Below are 14,874 nucleotides of genomic sequence, written 5' to 3'. Positions count from 1 at the left end.
ATTCAAAATAATTCGAATAAAACACAACATTGCAAATAATTAATTAAAAATTAAAAGCGTTTATAAAACATTTCTAATAAAAATACATTATAAATTTTATGAAATTCATAAATACATTTTTTACATCATTTATATTTATTTTCTTACAAACATCTGTTTTAGCTCAGGTAAAGGATATAGGATTACCCGGCATTAAGAACTACAAAAGGGCTGATTATGGCGGAGGAACTCAAAACTGGAGTATTGATCAGGATAAAAAAGGCAATATGTACTTTGCCAATAATAATGGGCTGATACAATTTGATGGTTCAAGCTGGCACAAATATTCCCTGCCTACACAAACCGAAATAAGGAGTTTAAAGATTGACTCGTCAGGCAAAATTTTTGTAGGAGGAAACAATGAATTCGGATATTTTCAAAACGATCCTAAAGGCAATTTAAAATACCATTCGCTTTCTGATCTGGTAAATAAAAAAGACAAACAAAACATCAATCTCATTTGGCGAATACACATCTTTAACGGAGAGGTAATTTTTCAGTCCTTTACTAAAGTGTTTTTTCTAAAAAATAACAAGCTCAGACTCATAAATGCCCCAACAAAATTTCAATTTTCATTTTTAGTAAACAATCATCTTTACTTTCAGGATAAATCATTAGGGATTCTTGAATACAAAAACAAAAAGCTACAACCCATAAAAGGCACAACTGTATTTAATGATAAAGAAATCTGGTCTGTATTTCCGCTCCCAAATAACAAACTGTTGCTCGCTACTTTAGAAAAAGGGCTATTTATATCTGATGGCAAATCTGTACAACCCTGGGAAACGGAAGCCAATGCTTTTATCAAAAAAAATACATCACTTGGTGGTTCTATCATAAAAGGCAAATTCATTGTTCTTAATTCAGTTCTCGACGGAGTGATAATTTGCGATTTAAGCGGTAAAATAATCCAACACCTTAATCGTCAAAAAGGATTGCAAAACAATACGATCCTAACATCATTTATAGATAATAAAAACAATATTTGGCTTGGTCTGGATAACGGAATCACTTTTATCAATGAAAACGCCCCTTTTTCATATTTTGATTACAGTTATAATATAGGAACTGTGTATGCTTCGACAGTTTTTAAAGGGAACTTGTATGTTGCCACAAATCAGGGATTGTTTTACCATTCCTGGAACAATCCTTTTAAGGACAGCCCTTTTATAAGAGTAGAAGGTACTATCTCGCAAGCCTGGAACATTCAGGTTTTAAATGGTATCCTTATTTGTGCAAGCAATAGTGGCGCTCTGGTCATAGATCAAAACAAAGTAGCCAACAAGATGGATACAAAGGGGTATTTTGGTTTTAAGAAAATCCCTAATCATGAAAACTATATTATAGGAGAAAGTTATAATGGTTTTACTATTTTCAAAAAATCAGCTTCAGGATTTGAATATTCGCATCAGGTAGCAGGATTTGATGAAACAACCAATACCTTTTCGATAGAACTCGATGAAAATTATTTATGGCTTAAAAAAGATCCTTTTTTATACCAAATGACTTTATCTGAAGATTTAAAAAAGTTTGTATCTATAAAAAAGCACAAAAACATTTCTTCTATATACCCCGGAATTGGCAGTTTGCAAAACATAAATAACAAAGTTTATTTTCAGACAAAAAATCATTTTTACAGGTTTTCCAGAGAACAAGGCACTTTTTTTGAAGATCTTAAAATCACTGCCCTTTTTAAAGGAATCCCTCCTATTAATACCCTTATAGAAGATTCTGAAGGAAGTTTGTGGTATGCTTTTAATGAATCTTTGGGCGTTTTAACAAAGAATCAAAATGGAACTTATTCAAAAAAACAGGCTCCGTTTTCTAATCTTTCGGGCAATTTGGTCAACAACTATATTTCTGTCAACACGATCGATCCCGAAAATATCTTTATAGGCTTAACGGATGGATTGACACATTATGATTCTAAAATTTCAAATTCGTTTATTACAAAACCTACCGTTTTCATCGAGAGTTTTTCGTTTCCGGGGGATACCATTTTAACAGGCAACATCAATAGCAATCAACAAATATATACCGTTCCTTACAGCTCAAATCACGTTAAGTTTACATTTTCATCTCCTACCTACGAAAATCAGGAAAAAGTAACCTACTCCTACAAACTGGAGCCATTTGAAGAAAACTGGCGCAGCTGGTCGTCACTTTCTATAAAAGAATATACAAACCTTCGTGAAGGCACTTATGTAATGAAACTTAAGGCAAAAAACAGCTACGGTATAGAATCTGATATCTCCGAAATTACCTTTACAGTTTCGCCGCCGTGGTACAGGCATTTTCTGGCTTATCTGTTTTATTTTATACTTCTTATTACAGGAGTTTACATCATATCGACCAGAATTAAGTCAAAAATTAGAAAAAACAGGTATTATGAAACGATTGAACAAAGAAGGCTGTACCTGGAAAAAGAATCAAAAATCAGACACGAGCAGCATGAACTTGAAAAAGAAATCGAAAAACTAAAAAGTGACAAACTTCAGATAAAAATCCTGGCAAAAGACAAGGAATTGGTCAATAACTCTCTACAAGTAGTAAAGAAAAACAAGATATTGAACGGAATCATCTACAAGCTAAAAGATATTGATACTAATATCCTTGATGATTCGACCAAATTCGAATTTAACAAACTGCATAAAAGCATTGTAAAAGAGGTAAATACGGACAAAAGCTGGAAAGACCTTGAGAAACACATTAAGAATGTGCATTTTGAGTTTCTAAAAAGATTAAAAGAAAAATACCCTACTATTTCGCCCCGCGAGCTCGATTTGTCAACCTATTTATTAATGAATATGTCGACAAAAGAAATAGCCGAAATCATGAACATTTCGACCGGTGGTGTTGAGCTGGCACGCTATCGACTGCGAAAAAAACTAGGGCTTAACAAGAAAGAAAACCTGATAGGTTTCCTGATGAGTATTTAAACAAAAAAGCCATCAGTTGCAACTGATGGCTTTATGTTATGCTATAAATTCTAATGTTCGCTCGAGAGCCATTCCTCTTGAGCCTTTTATCAAAATGGTATTTTCATTAAAATGAATTGTTTTAAGATAGGTTGCAAAAGCATCAAAAGTCTCAAAAAAATGAATATTATCTTTCTCTACCTTGTTTTCATAAAATGATTTACCAATAAGGTAACAAATTGATTTTTCCTGATTAGACAAAGAATCAACAATCAATTTATGCTCTTGCGGGCTTTCATCTCCCAACTCAAACATATCGCCTAAAATCATTATTTTGTTGTTGTTTTCTAACTGAAGAAAATTAGTAATGGCAACAGCCATACTACTTGGGTTGGCGTTGTAAGCGTCGAGAATAATCTGATTAGAATCGATTCTTAACAATTGAGACCTGTTGTTTTCCGGAACATAATTTTCAATTGCTTCTTTTATATCCTTTTCGGCTACTTTAAAGTAATGTCCCATGGCAACTGCTGCATTGATATTATTAGCATTGTAAAGCCCTATTAAATGCGACTCTACACTAAAATTATCATATTCTATTACCACAAAAGGATTTGCCTTTACACTTTTGATATTCAGATCGACTGAATCATTATTTTCTCCAAAAGTAAATGCTTTAATTCCGGCAGATCTCTCAACTTGTATTGGATCTTCGAGATTTACAAAAGCGAGTTTATCCTTTTTAGCCAGATATTGATACATCTCACTTTTACCTTCAATTACTCCCTGAACACCACCAAAACCTTCTAAATGTGCTTTTCCAAAATTGGTAATATAACCATAATCAGGTTGGGCAATTTCGCATAAAAACTCGATTTCTTTTTTATGATTTGCTCCCATTTCAACGATTCCAATTTCTGTTTCCTTAGTAAAAGACAACAGCGTAAGCGGAACGCCAATATGATTGTTTAAATTACCAACAGTTGCTTTCGTTTTATATTTCTTAACAATAACAACATTTATCAACTCTTTGGTAGTCGTTTTACCGTTGCTCCCTGTAAGGGCTATTATTGGTAATTTTAAATAGGCACGATGAAACTTTGCCAGTTCCTGCAACGTTTCAAGACTATTTTCGACAAGAATAGTCCTGTCGCCAATAGTATAAGCGGCATTGTCTATAATAACAAACAAAGCACCTAGTTCTACTGCCCGGGCAGCAAAGGTATTAGCATCAAAATTTTCGCCTTTGATGGCAAAAAACATAGAATCTTTTTCAATCTTTCTTGTATCAATCGAAACTGATTTACATTGCAAAAACAAGTTATGAATGTCCTGAATACTCATTTATAAAAATTTTATTGAATCATAAATATAAAAAAAACAATAAAAAAATTCCAAATTCCATACTGAAATATTCAGCTTTTGGAATTTGGAACTTTTTATATTGAAATTTCTAAAAACTTAGTTTCTAGGCGATTTTCTTTTTTCAGCTTTAGCACCTACTCTAGACATAGCACATCTAAATCCGATGTAATCTGTTGACATATCCTGAGGGAAATATCTTCTTTGAGCAGGATCTAACCAATATGCTCTGTCTCTCCAGGAACCACCTTTGTAAACTCTTACGTTATCATCGATAAACGTTGTACGTTTACTAGAGTTGTCATATTTTCTAACCATCTGACCTAAACTATCTGTTGTTACATTATGTTTAGGAGAGTTGTACATTGACTGATCTACTTTTGATCCTGACTCTGAATCTCCAAAGTCAAAATATTTAGAAGATTGTTTATCACCATCTCTGTAGTTGATGTTATCACTTGTACTGAAATTTTGTCTCAGGTAAGTTTCATTTTCATCAACAGGAACCTGAGCGATTTCTCCAGGTAAACTTGTAGCAACTTTTTTACCGTTACTTAAAGTTTTGTATTGAATATTATCCTTAGTAACAATTTCAACTTTACCGTCTTTACCAATTTTGTTTTTAGCGTATTGATTTCCTCTAAAGTAGTTAAAATCATTTGCTTCATTATCGATTATAGGTCTGTAAACATCGGCAACCCATTCGGCTACGTTTCCAGCCATATCGTATAATCCAAAATCATTGGCAGCATAACTTTTTACAGCATTTGTAATATCTGCACCATCATCAGACCAACCTGCAATTCCACCGTAATCACCGTTTCCTTGTTTAAAGTTAGCCAATTGATCTCCTTTGTTTTTACGTTTTGATGAACGTGTATAATCACCAGACCAAGGATATTTCTTTTGTCCTTTATATATATTGTATTCTCTTTGTCCAACATCAGCAGCAGCAGCATATTCCCACTCCGCTTCTGTAGGAAGTCTGTATTCTGGCAAGATAACTCCTGAAGAACGTTGTGCGTACACATTTTTTTCTTCCGGAACTACACCGTCTTTTCCAGCTTTTGGTCTTCTTCCGTTAGGATTTTTCTTTATTACAATTTCTTCGCTACCACCTCTTGAAGTACTAGGAGACATTAAGTAACCTTCAGTATTAAATGCATTATCTGCAGTAACATCGTTAGTTTTAGCTCCTTTTTGAAGATATCCGTTTTTTTCTAAAACTGCTTCGTTCACACGGTCAGTTCTCCATTTAGCAAATTCAACAGCCTGAATCCAGTTTACACCTACTACTGGGTAGTTTGCATAAGATGGGTGTCTTAAATAGTTATTAGTCATCGTTTCGTTGTACCCTAAACGATTTCTCCATACTAAAGTATCCGGAGATGCACCTTCATAAATATTCTTGTAATTTTCTTCGGTTGGAGGAAAAACTTTCTTTAACCACTCCAGGTACTCTAAGTACATACCATTGGTAACTTCAGTTTCATCCATATAGAATGACTGAACGTGTTGTTGGGTTGGTGTGTTATTCCAATCGTGCATAACATCATCTTGTACTTTACCCATAGTAAATGTACCTCCTTCAACAAAAACTAAACCAGGACCAGCCTGTTGTTTTTTACCTGCATTTCTAGCGGCAGTTCCATTCTGACTATCTACATCCCAACCAGTGGCTTTAGAGGCATGACTGGAACTCGATTTTTTGCTACAACTAGCCGTGCCCAACATCAATACCATTGACATCATTAATTGCAAGACTACAATTTTGTTTACTTTCATACTCATTCTTAGGTGATAAATTTAGGTGCTGCAATATAATAATTAACATTTAATTAGCAACATCTGTTCTAATAATTTTATTTAGCTGTTTTTTACCAGAAAATAACCTATAGTTACGAACGCAAAAATATACTTTTTATTATTTACTATAACATGAAATACTATATTTTTACTTACTAAAATATTTTTAATACAAATCTCACTTATTCACTAATGAAACGAGCCCTAATCTTATATCTTTTTTTACTCCCATTTATCTCATTTTCCCAGATAAACGGGAGCTTAACACTAGATTGGCAAAATAAAAAAGAGATGGCTTTTGGCGACTTACAAATAAAAATTCCGTTCTTTTCAGGAAGTAGTTTTAGGTACGATACTACTAAAAAAAGCATAACCTTGCTGCTAAACCTTAACGAATCGGGCTACTCGAACAGCAATTCTGTACAAATTACAAACGTTGCATACGAAAACATTTCAATTGCCGATTTAGGAGATTTAGTGCTCGAAAACATCCCCGAAAAACTTAATGAAACGTTAAAAACAACTCTTTCGAGAGACAAAAGACAAACTTTCTTATCCTTATCTCCTATATTAAGAGAAGGAAACAGCTTTAAAAAATTAAAATCATTTTCGTACTCAACAACTGTTTCAACATCAAAAAACAGCACCTCCTCTTCCTATCAAAAATCCAATTCAGTCTATAATTCGGTTTTAGCTTCCGGAGACTGGTATCGATTTTATGTTGAAAAATCGGGTGTTTATAAAATCTCCAAATCATTTTTGCAAAGTTTAGGCTTCGATCCTTCAAAAGTTGACCCCAGAAGAATCAAAATTTATGGAAACGGAGGAAAAATGCTGCCTCTGGCAAATAACACTTATTATCCGGAAGATTTAACAGAGAACGCTATCCAGATTAGTGGAGAAAGCGACGGCATTTTCAACAACGAAGATTATATTCTTTTTTATGGCGAAGGAATCGAAAACTGGAATACAGAAAGCCAGACCAATCTTAATTTATACGATACAAAATCCTACTATTATATTACGGTAACAGGCAGCGACGGAAAACGAATTTCAAACATTAACCCGCCCACAGGAAACAGTACACTGGAACTCAATACTTTTGACGACTATCAATTTCATGAAATCGACAAAACCAACATTGCGCATTTGGGCCGACAATGGTTCGGAGAATCTTTTGACATTACTCAAGAGCAGGAATTTGAGTTTAGCTTTGCAAACCTTGAAACATCAGTACCCGTAAAAATAGAATTAAACGCCGCATCTGCTGCCTATACGCCTACTTCTTTTACGGTTGCTGCCAATGGACAAAATATTGGTACTATCAATTTTCAGTCACTAATACAGAATTCCGATGAAAAGTTTTACGACAAAAAACTACCCTCAAACAGTTCTTTTACCGGAGCCGAAAATATAAAAATCAAACTTACCTATAATAACAATGGTGTTCCGGGATCAAAAGGATATCTGGACTATATCAATCTAATTGCAAAAAGAAAACTTCTGGGAACAGGCAAACAATTCAAGTTTCAATATGACCTCGCAGGATCCACAGGCGGAATTGTAAATTATACTATTGGAAACGCTGCCGCTATTTCTCAAATTTGGGACGTTACTGACCTGTATAATGTATCAAAAATAGAAAATAACAATCAGGCAACTTTTAGTTTCAAAGCTACATTAGGCGAAATTAGAAAATATATTGCGGTTGACCCTGCCGATTATTTTACCCCTTTAAAGGAAAGTCAGTCAAAAATCACAAACCAAAACCTCAAAGGAACCCTTTTTAAAAATACTCAAAACAGCTTTCAGGATATAGATTATGTAATTGTAACGCCTAAGATATTAGTTTCGCAAGCCGAAAAACTAGCCAGTTTTCATCGCACGTACTCTAATTTGAATGTAAAAGTAATTGCGCTAGAAAACATCTATCAGGAATTCTCATCAGGAAAACAAGATGTTGCCGCCATTAGAAATTGCATTCGTTATATTTACGGAAACGCCTCCTCTACCGATAAAAAGATAAAATATCTTAATTTATTCGGAGACGCTTCGTTTGACTATAAAAACCGAATTACCAACAATAATAATATTGTACCTATATATCAATCTGTAATCAGTAACACAACAGGAGAAGCTTCGTTTGCATCTGATGATTTTTACGGATTAATGGATGCTAACGAAGGAATTGTCGTTTCGCCCTTTGGAGGAATTGATATTGCGGTTGGCAGAATGTTAGTGTCAGACAATGCGCAAGCGGCAGAAATGGTCAATAAAGTTTTAGAATATCACGACCCTAAATCATACGGAAACTGGCGAAATAATATTGTTATGGTTAGTGATGATTCTGACAGAGCAGATGATTCAAGCTTACAATCACGTCAAAACGCTCTTGCTGATAATATCTCAGCACAAAAACCTTTTTTTAATATCGACAAAATACTTTTAGATTCCTATACTCAGGAAGCTTCTGCCGGAGGATCGAGATATCCCAAAGCAAGAACTGATTTGTTTAATGCTTTCGAAAAAGGCGCTCTGGTCTTTAATTATTTAGGACATGGCGGCGAAGATGGATTGGCAAGCGAACGAATTTGGGAAAAATCTGACGGTCAAAATCTAAACAATCAATTCAAATATCCTTTATTCATTACAATTACCTGCGAGTTTTCACGATTTGACGATCCTACCAGACCAACTGCCGGCGAATATACTTTCTGGAACCCAAAAGGTGGCGCTATTTCTATGCTTACAACCATTCGAGCTATTGGACAATATAATGCCGAAGATTTTAATGACAACCTGAGCAAAAACTTATTTTCGTACGGATCAAACCAATATAATACTATTGCAGAAACACTTCGAATCTCTAAAAACGAGAACCCAAGTTCTGCCAGCAATGTTATTTTTTATCTTGGCGACCCTGCTTTGATGCTTGCAATCCCAAAACCACGAATTAATTTAACAAAAGTAAACGATATTGTGATTTCTCAGCCAATTCCGGATTTTAAATCTTTGGCAAAAATTAAAATTACAGGCGAAATTACCGATGAGAACAATACTCTTTTAAGCAATTATAATGGCGAACTGGCAACCGCAATCTTCGACAAATTAATTACAAGTACAACCTTAAATAATGATGGATATAGCCCTGCAATGTCATTCAAAATTCTTGGCGAAACAATCTTTAGAGGAAACGCTTCTGTAACCAATGGTCAATTCGAATTTAGCTTTGTCGTTCCCAGAGATATCCGTGTTCCGTTAGACTACGGAAGAATTAGTTTTTATTCGAAAAAAAATCAGGTTTTAGAGAACCAAACGGGTATCAATACCACCATAAAAATAGGCGGAATAAATGAAAATGCACCTCAGGACAATATAAATCCAAAAGTTAAGTTATATATGAACGATGAAACTTTTGTATCTGGCGGAATTACGAATGCATCGCCTTTTTTATTGGCGTTTCTTGAAGATGAAAACGGGATTAATACAGCAAGCGGAATCGGGCATGATATTGTTGCAATTTTAGATGGAGATGTCAGTAATCCTTATGTTCTGAATGATTATTATCAAACAAAATTAGACGATTATACGAACGGAAATTTACGATTTCCGTTAAGAAATTTAGCACCGGGAATGCATACTATAAGTTTTACGGCGTGGGATGTTTACAACAATCCTGTTACGAGCGAAATACAATTTATAGTTGTTGGAGATGAATCATTGACATTAACACACGTTCTTAATTACCCTAATCCATTTTCGACGTACACTCAGTTTTGGTTTTCACACAACAGACCATACGAACCACTTGATGTTCAGGTTCAGGTAATGACCATTACGGGAAAAGTGGTATGGACAAAAAATCAGGTCATTACAACCGAAGGTTTTTTATCAAGAGAAATAACCTGGGACGGAAAAGATGATTTTGGAGATAGAATTGGCAAGGGAGTTTATATCTATAAACTTACAGTCAAATCTAATTTAACAAATAAAAAAGCAGAAAAGTACGAAAAGCTTGTCATATTATAATTATATATATATTTGTAACATAAATACCTATAAGTTTCCTAAATGAAAAAAATATCACTACTCTTAATTTGTTCTTTTATTCTTTTTAAAGTACACGCACAAGAAAACCGACCTATTACTACAGGAGTCCCTTTTTTATTAGTTGCAGCAGATGCCCGTGCAGCCGGTTTGGCTGATCAGGGTGTTGCCACATCAGCTGATGCTTACTCCCAACAGTGGAATCCCGCAAAATATGCTTTCTCAGTAGACAAGCAAGGATTCTCTATCAGTTATACTCCTTATTTGACAGATCTAGCCAATGACATTTCGCTTGGTCAGGTCACTTACTACAACAAAATAAACGATCGAAGTGCCTTTGCAGGAACTTTTCGTTATTTTGGATTTGGAGATATCGAATTACGCACAACAGGAGATCCTAATGAGGCTGCAAGAATTGTATCCCCAAACGAATTTGCTCTTGACGGATCTTACTCTCTAAAACTGAGCGAAAAATTCTCAATGGCAGTAGCTGCAAGATACATTCGTTCGAACCTGAAAATTGCTTCCGAAGATGTTGATGCTACACCAGCCAGTACTTTTGCAGTAGACGTAGCAGGATTTTATCAATCTGAAGAAATTGCCTATTCAGACTTTAACGGAAGATGGAGAGCCGGTTTTAACATGCAAAACCTGGGGCCAAAAATAAGTTATGATAATGATGATTTAAGCAAAAACTTTTTGCCAGCTAATCTTAGACTTGGTGGAGGTTTTGATTTTATCTTAGACGATTACAACAAAGTTGGTCTTAGTGTCGAATTTACCAAACTATTAGTTCCAACTCCTCCGGGACCAGGCACACCTGTAGATGCAAACGGAGACGGAGACTATAATGACGTTGGAGATATCTCGCAGGAACAGGCAAATGCTACAAACTACAAAAACTACAATGATATAGGTTGGGTTTCCGGGATTTTTAAATCTTTTGGAGATGCGCCGGGTGGTTTTAGCGAAGAATTAAAAGAAATAACCTACAGTGTAGGTGCAGAGTATATGTACCAGGATGCTTTTGCCTTAAGAGCAGGATATTTTCACGAAAGTCCTGAAAAAGGAGCCAGACAATTTTTCTCTTTAGGAGCAGGATTTAAATATAATATCGTAAAAGTCGATGTTTCGTATTTATTTTCGACATCTAAAATTAAAAATCCGTTAGAAAATACACTTCGCTTTTCTTTAACCTTTAACTTTGGCGACAAATACGAAGTTTATTAAATCGAAAAAATAAAAAAAATCAATAACAATCCAAATTTCTATTCTTTAGAGATTTGGATTTTTTTTCCCTTAAAAAGAATGAAAGAAATTAGCATTACATCATCATTTATAGTTTACGATACACTACAGGAACTCTCACAAGACATACAGGACTTAATGAATCAGGCTGTCGAAGTTCGCAAAAAAGCTTATGCACCGTACTCTCAATTTAGAGTTGGAGCAGCTTTATTATTAGACAACGGAAAAATAGTTTTGGGATCAAATCAGGAAAATGCAGCTTATCCATCTGGATTATGCGCAGAAAGAGTTGCTATTTTTCACGCCGGAAGTATTTATCCGGAAGCCAAAATTTTAAAAATAGCGATTACCGCAGCTTCAGACACCAACCAAACTACAGCTCCAATTCCGCCATGCGGCTCTTGTCGTCAATCTATTGCAGAATATGAAATCAAACAAGAAACCCCTATCGAAATCTTTTTTATGGGAGAAATTGGCGAAGTTTACAAATCAGCATCCCTGAAAAATTTGCTTCCATTTATGTTTGATAAAAAGTTCTTGTAAAAAAAAGCCAAAAAGTGGCTTTTAAATTTTACTTCTTAATAGGAAAGTCTTATTTTTGCATCCCGACCTTTCGGGCGCAAATTTGTGGGAGGAAACTATTTTGCGTTATAGGCAACAATTGATAACACAAACAAACTTTAGCAAAAGAAAGAATTCAGATGAAAGAAGTTACAAAAGAAGTATATTTAAAGTGGTACGAAGACATGCTACTTTGGAGAAAGTTTGAAGACAAACTTGCAGCATTATACATTCAACAAAAAGTTAGAGGTTTTTTACACCTATATAATGGTCAGGAAGCTGTATTAGCAGGTGCTTTGCATGCTATGGACCTGACTAAAGATAAAATGATTACTGCTTACAGAAATCACGTTCAACCAATAGGTATGGGAGTTGATCCCAGACGTGTAATGGCTGAACTTTTAGGAAAAGCAACAGGAACTTCTAAAGGTATGGGAGGTTCTATGCACATTTTCTCTAAAGAACACCGTTTTTACGGAGGACACGGAATCGTAGGTGGACAAATTCCGGTAGGAGCTGGTTTAGCTTTTGCTGATAAATATTTTGAAACTGGCGGAGTTACCATGACTTATTTTGGTGACGGTGCTGCCAGACAAGGTTCCCTTCACGAAGCTTTCAACATGGCAATGTTATGGAAATTACCAGTTGTATTTATCGTTGAAAACAACGGTTATGCAATGGGAACTTCTGTAGAAAGAACTGCAAACCATACTGATATCTGGAAACTTGGTTTAGGGTACGAAATGCCTTGCGGACCAGTTGACGGAATGAATCCTGTAAAAGTTGCTGAAGCAATGACAGAAGCTATTGATAGAGCTCGTCGTGGCGACGGACCAACTTTTCTTGAAATGAAAACGTATCGTTACAGAGGACACTCTATGTCTGATGCACAATTATACCGTTCTAAAGAAGAGGTTGAGGAGTATAAAAAAATTGACCCTATTACTCAGGTTTTAGATGTAATTACGGATCAAAAATATGCTACACAAGAAGAAATTGAAGCAATTGACCAAAGAGTAAAAGACCTGGTTGAAGAATGTGTGAAATTCGCCGAAGAATCTCCATATCCTGAATTGCAACAATTATACGATGTAGTATATGCACAAGAAGACTATCCATTTACACCTCATAAACTATAATATATTATGGCGATAAAAGTAACAATGCCTCGTTTGAGCGATACTATGACGGAAGGAACGGTAGCGACTTGGTTAAAAAAAGTAGGCGACAAAATTAGCGAAGGAGATATCCTTGCTGAAATTGAAACAGATAAAGCAACAATGGAATTTGAGTCTTTCAACGAAGGAACTCTTTTACATATCGGGATTCAGGCTGGAGAAACTGCTCCTGTCGATTCATTATTAGCAATCATTGGTAACGAAGGAGAAGATATTTCTGCTCTTTTAGCCGGTGGTGCTGCCCCTGCCGAAGCTCCAAAAGCTGAAGCTGCTCCTGCTGCGACAGAGACAAAAACAGAAACTGCTGCTCCGGCAAAAGCTGCAACTCAATTACCAAAAGGTGTTGTAGTAGTAACGATGCCACGTTTGAGCGATACAATGACAGAAGGAACAGTAGCAACCTGGTTGAAAAAAGTAGGTGACGCTGTTGCAGAAGGTGATATCTTGGCCGAAATTGAAACTGACAAAGCCACTATGGAGTTTGAGTCATTCAATGAAGGAACATTATTATACATAGGGATTCAAGAAGGAAACACAGCACCTGTTGATAGCTTACTAGCAATTATAGGACCTGCGGGAACTGACATTTCTGGAATTGCAGACAATTATACTGCCGGAGGAACTACAACTGCAAGTGCTCCTGCAACCGAAGAAAAAGCAGCTCCTGCTGCCGAAAAAGCAACTGAAGCAGCTACTGAAACTTCAAATGGAGGAAGAATTTTAGCTTCGCCATTAGCAAAGAAAATCGCTTCTGACAAAGGAATCCAATTAACTCAGGTTAAAGGTTCCGGAGAAAACGGACGTATCGTAAAAAGCGATATCGAAAACTTTACTCCAGCTGCGCAAGCACAACCAGCTGCAACAGCAACTTCTGCTGCTCCAAAGGCTGAAAATGCTGCTCCTGCTGCACCAAAAGTATTTGTTCCTGCCGGAGAAGTTTTTACCGAAGAGATCAAAAACTCTCAAATGCGTAAAATTATCGCAAAACGTCTTGCTGAATCATTATTTACAGCACCTCACTACAACTTAGTGATCGAAGTAAGTATGGATGATGCAATGGCAGCAAGAGCGACAATCAATACTGTTCCGGATACAAAAGTATCTTTTAACGATATGGTAATTAAAGCTTGTGCTTTGGCCTTAAAAAAACACCCAAAAATTAACTCTCAGTGGAAAGAAGATGCTATCATCATCAACCACCACGTAAATATTGGTGTTGCCGTAGCTATTGAAGACGGATTAGTAGTACCTGTATTGAAATTTACAGATGCTATGAGTTTATCTCAAATTGGCGCTAGCGTAAGAGATCTTGCCGGAAGAGCAAAAAACAAAAAATTGGGACCACAAGAAATGGAAGGAAGTACTTTTACAGTATCTAACCTTGGTATGTTTGGTATCACTGAATTCAATTCGATTATCAATCAACCAAACTCTGCTATTCTTTCTGTAGGTGCAATTGTAGAGAAACCAGTAGTTAAAAACGGTCAGATTGTAGTAGGAAACACGATGATGTTATCATTAGCCTGTGACCACAGAACAATTGACGGTGCAACTGGCGCTCAATTTTTACAAACATTAAAACAATACATCGAAAGCCCGGTTACAATGTTGGCATAATTTTCTTGTCAGCCTGAATAAAACCGAAGTGTCAGCCTGAGCGAAGTCGAAGGCAACTCAAGAAATTCGAAGGTAATTCATAATTAAATCCCGTTTTG

At 35.7% G+C, this 14,874-nt stretch carries 8 protein-coding genes; 6 read left to right on the top strand and 2 right to left on the bottom strand.

Features of this window, described 5'->3' with window-relative positions:
- The first annotated feature begins 98 nt into the window (after positions 1-98).
- Positions 99-2,978 carry a helix-turn-helix and ligand-binding sensor domain-containing protein gene (locus B0A64_RS02380; protein WP_089477921.1) on the top strand — a complete coding sequence of 960 codons (2,880 nt, stop codon included), beginning with the start codon at positions 99-101 and terminating at the stop codon, positions 2,976-2,978.
- Between the two features lie 36 nt (positions 2,979-3,014).
- On the opposite strand, the gene B0A64_RS02375 is transcribed toward B0A64_RS02380, so the two are convergent.
- Both B0A64_RS02375 and gldJ read right to left on the bottom strand, forming a co-directional pair.
- Entirely contained in the window at positions 3,015-4,301 is a 1,287-nt protein-coding gene (locus B0A64_RS02375; protein ID WP_089477920.1) for a UDP-N-acetylmuramoyl-tripeptide--D-alanyl-D-alanine ligase, read from the bottom strand.
- 117 nt (positions 4,302-4,418) lie between these two features.
- A complete protein-coding gene (gene gldJ, locus B0A64_RS02370) occupies positions 4,419-6,104 on the bottom strand; it encodes a gliding motility lipoprotein GldJ (protein ID WP_089477919.1) in 1,686 nt (561 codons plus the stop codon).
- A 213-nt stretch (positions 6,105-6,317) separates the two neighbouring features.
- Here gldJ and porU point away from each other — a divergent pair, with 213 nt between their 5' ends.
- The 5 genes from porU to B0A64_RS02345 all read left to right on the top strand — a co-directional run bounded on the left by porU (position 6,318) and on the right by B0A64_RS02345 (position 14,776).
- Complete coding sequence (gene porU, locus B0A64_RS02365; protein WP_089477918.1) at positions 6,318-10,154, top strand: type IX secretion system sortase PorU; 3,837 nt, start codon at positions 6,318-6,320, stop codon at positions 10,152-10,154.
- 42 nt (positions 10,155-10,196) lie between these two features.
- Entirely contained in the window at positions 10,197-11,402 is a 1,206-nt protein-coding gene (gene porV, locus B0A64_RS02360) for a type IX secretion system outer membrane channel protein PorV (RefSeq protein WP_089477917.1), read from the top strand.
- Between the two features lie 78 nt (positions 11,403-11,480).
- Positions 11,481-11,963, top strand: a complete 483-nt coding sequence (gene cdd, locus B0A64_RS02355) for a cytidine deaminase (RefSeq protein ID WP_089477916.1) — start codon at positions 11,481-11,483, stop codon at positions 11,961-11,963.
- A 158-nt stretch (positions 11,964-12,121) separates the two neighbouring features.
- Positions 12,122-13,120 (top strand): pyruvate dehydrogenase (acetyl-transferring) E1 component subunit alpha, encoded by a 999-nt coding sequence (pdhA, locus tag B0A64_RS02350; RefSeq protein WP_089477915.1) that lies wholly within the window; start codon positions 12,122-12,124, stop codon positions 13,118-13,120.
- Positions 13,121-13,126: 6 nt separating this feature from the next.
- Complete coding sequence (locus B0A64_RS02345; protein WP_089477914.1) at positions 13,127-14,776, top strand: pyruvate dehydrogenase complex dihydrolipoamide acetyltransferase; 1,650 nt, start codon at positions 13,127-13,129, stop codon at positions 14,774-14,776.
- Positions 14,777-14,874: the final 98 nt, after the last annotated feature.

Origin of the sequence: Flavobacterium araucananum (assembly GCF_002222055.1) — a bacterium.
Lineage (GTDB): Bacteria > Bacteroidota > Bacteroidia > Flavobacteriales > Flavobacteriaceae > Flavobacterium > Flavobacterium araucananum.
This window is presented reverse-complemented; position numbering and strand designations above follow the sequence as displayed.

Excerpts from the sequence above, each read along its gene's own strand:
- B0A64_RS02380 (WP_089477921.1), top strand. The coding sequence starts at position 99 with ATGAAATTCATAAATACATTTTTTACATCATTTATATTTATTTTCTTA.
- B0A64_RS02375 (WP_089477920.1), bottom strand. The coding sequence starts at position 4,301 with ATGAGTATTCAGGACATTCATAACTTGTTTTTGCAATGTAAATCAGTT.
- gldJ (WP_089477919.1), bottom strand. The coding sequence starts at position 6,104 with ATGAAAGTAAACAAAATTGTAGTCTTGCAATTAATGATGTCAATGGTA.
- porU (WP_089477918.1), top strand. The coding sequence starts at position 6,318 with ATGAAACGAGCCCTAATCTTATATCTTTTTTTACTCCCATTTATCTCA.
- porV (WP_089477917.1), top strand. The coding sequence starts at position 10,197 with ATGAAAAAAATATCACTACTCTTAATTTGTTCTTTTATTCTTTTTAAA.
- cdd (WP_089477916.1), top strand. The coding sequence starts at position 11,481 with ATGAAAGAAATTAGCATTACATCATCATTTATAGTTTACGATACACTA.
- pdhA (WP_089477915.1), top strand. The coding sequence starts at position 12,122 with ATGAAAGAAGTTACAAAAGAAGTATATTTAAAGTGGTACGAAGACATG.
- B0A64_RS02345 (WP_089477914.1), top strand. The coding sequence starts at position 13,127 with ATGGCGATAAAAGTAACAATGCCTCGTTTGAGCGATACTATGACGGAA.